Source organism: Exiguobacterium sp. s83, assembly GCF_018617095.1.
Lineage (GTDB): Bacteria > Bacillota > Bacilli > Exiguobacteriales > Exiguobacteriaceae > Exiguobacterium > Exiguobacterium profundum.
Map to the genome: position 1 here is coordinate 1 of NZ_JACSJP010000009.1, position 5,761 is coordinate 5,761.

At 45.7% G+C, this 5,761-nt stretch carries 8 protein-coding genes, 1 tRNA gene and 1 other RNA gene; 3 read left to right on the top strand and 7 right to left on the bottom strand.

The features are described 5' to 3' along the window. A partial coding sequence (locus KNO73_RS14675; RefSeq protein ID WP_215112695.1) for a hypothetical protein occupies positions 1-181 on the top strand: 181 nt, incomplete at its 5' end. A gap of 144 nt (positions 182-325) precedes the next feature. On the opposite strand, the gene KNO73_RS14680 is transcribed toward KNO73_RS14675, so the two are convergent. The 6 genes from KNO73_RS14680 to tadA form a co-directional block, all read right to left on the bottom strand. After that, positions 326-550: a YaaL family protein gene (locus tag KNO73_RS14680; RefSeq protein ID WP_031424056.1), complete on the bottom strand. Its 225-nt coding sequence runs from the start codon at positions 548-550 to the stop codon at positions 326-328. Then, on the bottom strand, positions 547-1,146 hold the full coding sequence (gene recR, locus KNO73_RS14685) for a recombination mediator RecR (protein ID WP_012727753.1): 600 nt from the start codon (positions 1,144-1,146) through the stop codon (positions 547-549). Before recR ends, KNO73_RS14680 begins: the two co-directional genes overlap by 4 nt. Before the next feature lie 22 nt (positions 1,147-1,168). After that, positions 1,169-1,486, bottom strand: a complete 318-nt coding sequence (locus tag KNO73_RS14690; protein ID WP_012727754.1) for a YbaB/EbfC family nucleoid-associated protein — start codon at positions 1,484-1,486, stop codon at positions 1,169-1,171. 14 nt (positions 1,487-1,500) lie between these two features. Further along, positions 1,501-3,177 carry a DNA polymerase III subunit gamma/tau gene (gene dnaX, locus KNO73_RS14695; protein WP_215112696.1) on the bottom strand — a complete coding sequence of 559 codons (1,677 nt, stop codon included), beginning with the start codon at positions 3,175-3,177 and terminating at the stop codon, positions 1,501-1,503. A 94-nt stretch (positions 3,178-3,271) separates the two neighbouring features. Further along, an RNA gene (gene ffs, locus KNO73_RS14700) (signal recognition particle sRNA large type) lies at positions 3,272-3,539 on the bottom strand. Positions 3,540-3,592: 53 nt separating this feature from the next. After that, positions 3,593-4,093, bottom strand: a complete 501-nt coding sequence (gene tadA, locus KNO73_RS14705; RefSeq protein WP_074035279.1) for a tRNA adenosine(34) deaminase TadA — start codon at positions 4,091-4,093, stop codon at positions 3,593-3,595. A gap of 121 nt (positions 4,094-4,214) precedes the next feature. Here tadA and KNO73_RS14710 point away from each other — a divergent pair, with 121 nt between their 5' ends. Both KNO73_RS14710 and KNO73_RS14715 read left to right on the top strand, forming a co-directional pair. Next, a complete protein-coding gene (locus KNO73_RS14710; RefSeq protein ID WP_012727757.1) occupies positions 4,215-4,850 on the top strand; it encodes a deoxynucleoside kinase in 636 nt (211 codons plus the stop codon). Further along, the gene (locus tag KNO73_RS14715) at positions 4,847-5,518 is read left to right on the top strand and encodes a deoxynucleoside kinase (RefSeq protein WP_012727758.1); all 672 of its coding nucleotides are present in this window, start codon (positions 4,847-4,849) and stop codon (positions 5,516-5,518) included. The genes KNO73_RS14710 and KNO73_RS14715 overlap by 4 nt, the downstream gene beginning before the upstream one ends. 121 nt (positions 5,519-5,639) lie before the next feature. On the opposite strand, the gene KNO73_RS14720 is transcribed toward KNO73_RS14715, so the two are convergent. Further along, positions 5,640-5,729, bottom strand: a tRNA-Ser gene (locus tag KNO73_RS14720). Positions 5,730-5,761: the final 32 nt, after the last annotated feature.

Genomic DNA, 5,761 nt, shown 5'->3' on the forward strand with positions numbered 1-5,761 from the left:
GACGAAGCTTGCGCTTCATTCAAAAATGGTAAAACTTATTTTTGCCTCATCGTTCAGTTTTCAAAGTTCGTCTGCCGCTCTTGGCGACTTAAATATCTTACCAAGTGGAGAACAAAAGGTCAACCACTTTTTAAAAATATTTTTTGTTTTCTTCGTCGCTTATCTCGGCGACGTCTATTAATATATCAGTAAAATAATAACCGCGCAACCCTTTTTGTTAAAAAGATTAGAGAAATATATAAAAACTTCATTTGTTCAACCAAAAAGATTTTTTTCTTTCATTATATAGGACTAAAAATAAAGAAGGCGCGCCATTGGCGTCGCCTTAAGAACGAAGAGACGATAACGAAACATTTCGCTTCTTTGCTTCTTTCAAATAGAAGAAGTAGAGAGCTTCCGCTTGCTTCACTTGAGCAGCTAGCTCTCCCGTGTCCTCTATGCTGACTTCAAGAATCCGACGTTTCGATTCAAACTTAGCCTTAGCTTCTAGCAACTCAGTCAGTAGTCGTTGATCATAATCATCTCTTAACGACTTACGAAACCATTTCATAGTTCTCTTCTACCTTCCATCGCCCGAGATAATGTCACTTCATCCGCATACTCCAAATCTCCACCGACTGGTAAACCATGGGCAAGACGCGTCACGCGAATTCCCGTCGGTTTGAGTAGTCTCGATAAATACATCGAAGTCGCTTCCCCTTCAATGTTCGGGTTGGTCGCTAAAATCACTTCTTGAATCGACTCGTTCTCTTGTAAACGTGTCAGCAAACTTGAAACATTAATATCCTCTGGACCAATCCCTTCCATTGGACTAATGGCTCCATGAAGAACATGATACTTCCCTCTGTACTCCCGCATCTTCTCCATAGCAATCACGTCTCTTGAGTCTTGAACCACACAAACTACCGTTTCATCCCGATGTGAGTCTTTGCAGATTGCACACGGGTCAATATCCGTGATGTGGCCACACACGGTACAATACTTTATGTCACGTTTCGCACTCACAAGAGATTTCGCGAACGTCAACACATCATCTTCTTCCATATCTAATACATGGAATGCTAAACGTACCGCAGTTTTCGGTCCAATCCCAGGTAACTTCGTAAAACTCTCAATCAATCGTCCAATGGCTTCAGGGTATTGCAACTCGCATCGATCCTTTCTTCACTTAAAAGCCTGGGAGGTTCATCCCTTGTGTGAAACGTCCCATCTTATCATTCACAAGCTGATCCGCTTGTTTCATTGCATCATTGATTGCTGCTAAGACGAGATCTTGTAACATATCCACATCGTCCGGATCGACAACGTCTTCCGCAATAATGACATCTAAGACTTCTTTATGACCGCTGACGACAACTTTCACCATGCCGCCTCCCGCAGTTCCTTCAACCGATAACTCTTTTAATTCCTCTTGAGCTTTCGCCATATCTTTTTGCATCTTTTGCATCTGTTTCATCATGTTGTTCATGTTTCCCATTCCACGCATTCAGAGCGCCTCCCTTATGTTTCCTCGATTTCAACGACATCGCCAAAACGTTCCATCGCCTGTGCGACTAGCGGATCCTCGGTTTCCGGCTCTTCGACTTGTTCCGTTCGTTCTGCCTGTTTTTGAAGGATGAACTCATTTTTTAGTTCATTCCAATCCGTCTCAAGCACCGCCATGATTTCGCGACGAATCCCCGTCACTTCGAATAACGCCTGTTCAATCACATCGCGCGTACGACCATTCGAACTCACTTGCTCATAGTGCCATGTCATTCCATCTTTAAATTGTACCAGTAAGGTGTCACTTGCACAAAGGACAGCTTCACTTTCATAGAAGAGAGCGAAAATCGGACCGTCTTGTATCCGAATATTCGTCATGATATCTCCCCAGCTGTCGCGAATCGCATTCAAATGCTGCCGTTCGGCCCGTTGCAAGAGTTGGCGAATCCGTTCTTTAGGCACCCGGATTTGTGCCCGTTTCGGAGCAGGCTTCGGCTTTTCTGCTTCTCCACCTGTCACGACAACACCATTCTTCTTCACTTCATTTAATTCACGGCTCAGTTCACGCACTTGATCTTGTAGTTGTGTCATTTGCTCACTAATTGTACGGCCTTGTTCCGCGATCCGGATGAATGTTAACTCCACCAACACTTTCGGATGGTTAGATAACCTCATCTGCTGTTGGCAATCATTGAGCTCTTCAATCACTTGGAACAATTCATCCGTTGAAGTCGCTTCGACGAACTGACGAAACTCGTCAGTCGGACGAGCACGTTCCAATAAGTCAGCTGCTTGTGGAGATGCTTTCAAGAGTAACGCATCCCGATGAACGAACACTAAATCTTCGATGAAACGTTTCAAGTCCTTCCCTTCACGTAACATCAATTCAAGCGTACTCAAAATGGCATTTAACTCTTTTCGCTGGAGACCATACGCCATGTCGAGCAACGTTTCATCCGTCACGGCACCCGTGACTTCTAACACCGCTTCTTCCGTCAACCGCCCATCACTGAATGCGAGCGCCTGATCAAGTAAGCTAAGGGCATCTCGCATCCCGCCATCGGCAGCACGTGCGATGAGTTTCAACGCTTCCGGATCGTAGTCATGGTCTTGGTCGTTCAAAATATAGGCCATCCGCGTTTGCAATTGACTCACTTCATGTCGTTTGACATCGAATCGCTGACAGCGGGAAATGATCGTGGCCGGAATTTTATGTGGTTCTGTTGTAGCCAAGATGAATATCGCATGTGCCGGTGGTTCCTCAAGCGTCTTTAACAACGCGTTGAATGCACCGGTCGATAACATATGCACTTCATCAATGATGTATACTTTGTAACGCCCTTGGGACGGCGGATATTTGACTTTGTCTCGAATCTCCCGAATTTCGTCAACTCCGTTGTTCGATGCGGCATCAATTTCAAACACGTCGGGACTTGTCCCTTCCGTGATGGTGATACACGTCGGACAGGTGTTACATGGTTCACGTGTCGGCGCACTTTCACAGTTGATTGCCTTGGCGATGATTTTCGCCAAACTCGTCTTCCCCGTTCCACGTGGGCCGGAAAATAGGTACGCATGTGACATCCGCTCCTCTAACAGAGCATTTTGAATCGTACGTGTGATATGGACTTGACCGACGACCTCTTGAAACGATTGAGGTCGATATACACGATATAACGCTTGATACGCCATGAGTTCGCCTCCTTCCCTACTGTTCTTCTCTATCTCATCATACAAAAAAATCTACAGCCCGGGGGCCATAGATTGAAGTTATAAAATAAATCTGCCGCGCACCGATTTCTGAAAGCACGTCAACATGCGTTACTCATGCAGTTTGCTCAGCCCAAGCACCCCTGCGGCACACGGTACGTCACCACTTAAGGCTGCTTCCTTCCGGACCTGACCTGGTTCATGGGTGACCGTTGCGCAGGACTCAGACGTCAACGCCACTTACATAAGGCAGACCACACCAGCGCACTCCCTCGAATCGGGATTCAGTCTCGCTACAGCGGATTGCGAGTGACAGGGCACCGCTACCTCCCCACCTAGCACGGCAAATGGGTAAATGAAATTAGGCACTACCTCGAGTGCTATTACATTATACTGTTTAATCGATTGGGTTGCAACCTCTCTGATTGAGTCGTTCTTGTTTCTTCCTTTCTCGAAGCGCTCGGAAGAAATCTGTCAGGAGCTGTCCACATTCTTCTGCTAAAACATTTTCTGTCACTTCGGCTTGGTGATTGAACCGCTCATCCTGCACCAAGTTCATCAACGTCCCACAACATCCACCTTTCGGGTCGTGGGCACCGAAAATGACACGTTTCACGCGAGACAACACGATTGCGCCCGCACACATCGGACACGGTTCAAGGGTAACGTATAGTTCGCAGTCTTCTAATCGCCAATTCCCTAGTGTCTCATTGGCCGTTTCAATCGCAATCAGCTCGGCGTGTGCTGCCGCCAATCGATCCGTCTCACGACGATTGTGCCCCGTTGCGATCACCTGGTCTCCCTTCACGATCACACAACCAATCGGCACCTCGCCAATGGCTTCTGCTTTCTTTGCTTCTTCGATGGCCAATTGCATAAATCGCTCATCACGTTCCATCGATTCACCTCATTTCTTATTTAAAACTATGAAAAAAAATGAAAATCAAATCCCTCGCCATATCGCTCGTATTGTGTGCTAGAATGGAACTTGCACTTTGGATAATGGAGGATGACATCATATGTTTATAACGGTAGAAGGACCGATTGGTGTCGGGAAAACATCACTGGCCCATATCATCAGTCAGCATTTCTCGATGCAGATGCTGAATGAAATTGTAGAAGAGAACCCATTTCTCGGCAAGTTTTATGAAGATATCGAAGAATGGAGTTTCCAAACGGAAATGTTCTTCTTGTGCAATCGATTCAAGCAGTTGGATGATATTCACAAACACCACTTGAGTCAGCAACAATCCGTCGTTTCGGACTATCATATTTTCAAAAACTTGATTTTTGCTCACCGTTCGCTGAAACCGGCACACTTGAACAAGTACGAGCAGATTTATAAGATTTTGACACATGATATGCCGAAACCTGATGTCGTCATTTACTTACATGCCAGCATTGAGACATTAATGAAACGAGTCGCCTTGCGTGGACGTGAAGTGGAAGAGAATATGTCTCGTGATTACCTCGAACAACTTGCTCACGACTATGAGACGTTTGTTGAATCATATCGCGCGGCCCATCCAGAAGTGAAGATTCTCTCGTTCAGTGGGGATGAACTCGACTTTGTACACAATCCGGACGACTTGACTCATGTCCTAAAAACGATTGAGCGTGAATTAGAATTAACTAAAGGAGCCCAAATAAAATGAAGCTGATTGATAAATATAACATCCCGAACGATACGATCATTACAATCGGTGGAATGGTTGGGATCGGGAAATCAACGATCACCAATTCGTTAGCCGATGCATTGAATTTCCGAACGTCTCTCGAAAAAGTAGATACCAACCCTTACCTCGATAAATTCTATCATGATTTCGAACGTTGGAGCTTCCATCTTCAAATTTACTTCTTGGCAGAACGTTTTAAAGAACAGAAGAAAATCTTCCAATACGGTGGCGGCTTCATCCAAGATCGTTCAATCTATGAAGATACAGGCATCTTCGCCAAGATGCACTATGAAAAAGGGACGATGTCACCAACAGACTACGAAACGTATTCTAGTTTGTTCGAGGCAATGGTGTTGACACCGTTCTTCCCGCACCCGGATCTATTAATCTATCTCGAAGGTTCGTTCGAACAAGTACTCGAACGCATTCAGATGCGCGGTCGCGAGATGGAGCAGCAAACACCAATCGCTTATTGGGAAGAAATGTACGCCCGCTACACAGAATGGATCAACAACTTCAACCTGTGTCCGGTATTGCGTCTCTCGATTGAAGAGTACGACCTCATCAACGACCCTGATTCAGTTGAACTCATTCTTGAGAAAATCGAAAAGCAACTCACGATTGCGCGCGAAGCAAAAGTGAGATAATCAATAGAAGGATTGCGCCAACGACAGCGTGATCCTTCTTTTTTGTGCATAAAAAAATCCACAGCGCTTATGTCTGTGGATACAAAAAATGCATCTGCCTCTGCAGATGCCCGATTGAAAGCGGAGTTGGTGGGATTCGAACCCACGCGAGCCTTGCGACTCCTAACGGATTTCGAGTCCGTCCCCTTCAGCCGGACTTGGGTACAACTCCAGGCCTAAAAAAGTGTAAAAAAAAGAAAGTGG

Coding starts and splice junctions, on each gene's coding strand:
- KNO73_RS14680 (WP_031424056.1), bottom strand. CDS start 550: ATGAAATGGTTTCGTAAGTCGTTAAGAGATGATTATGATCAACGACTA.
- KNO73_RS14690 (WP_012727754.1), bottom strand. CDS start 1,486: ATGCGTGGAATGGGAAACATGAACAACATGATGAAACAGATGCAAAAG.
- dnaX (WP_215112696.1), bottom strand. CDS start 3,177: ATGGCGTATCAAGCGTTATATCGTGTATATCGACCTCAATCGTTTCAA.
- tadA (WP_074035279.1), bottom strand. CDS start 4,093: ATGGAACGTGATGAGCGATTTATGCAATTGGCCATCGAAGAAGCAAAG.
- KNO73_RS14710 (WP_012727757.1), top strand. CDS start 4,215: ATGTTTATAACGGTAGAAGGACCGATTGGTGTCGGGAAAACATCACTG.
- KNO73_RS14715 (WP_012727758.1), top strand. CDS start 4,847: ATGAAGCTGATTGATAAATATAACATCCCGAACGATACGATCATTACA.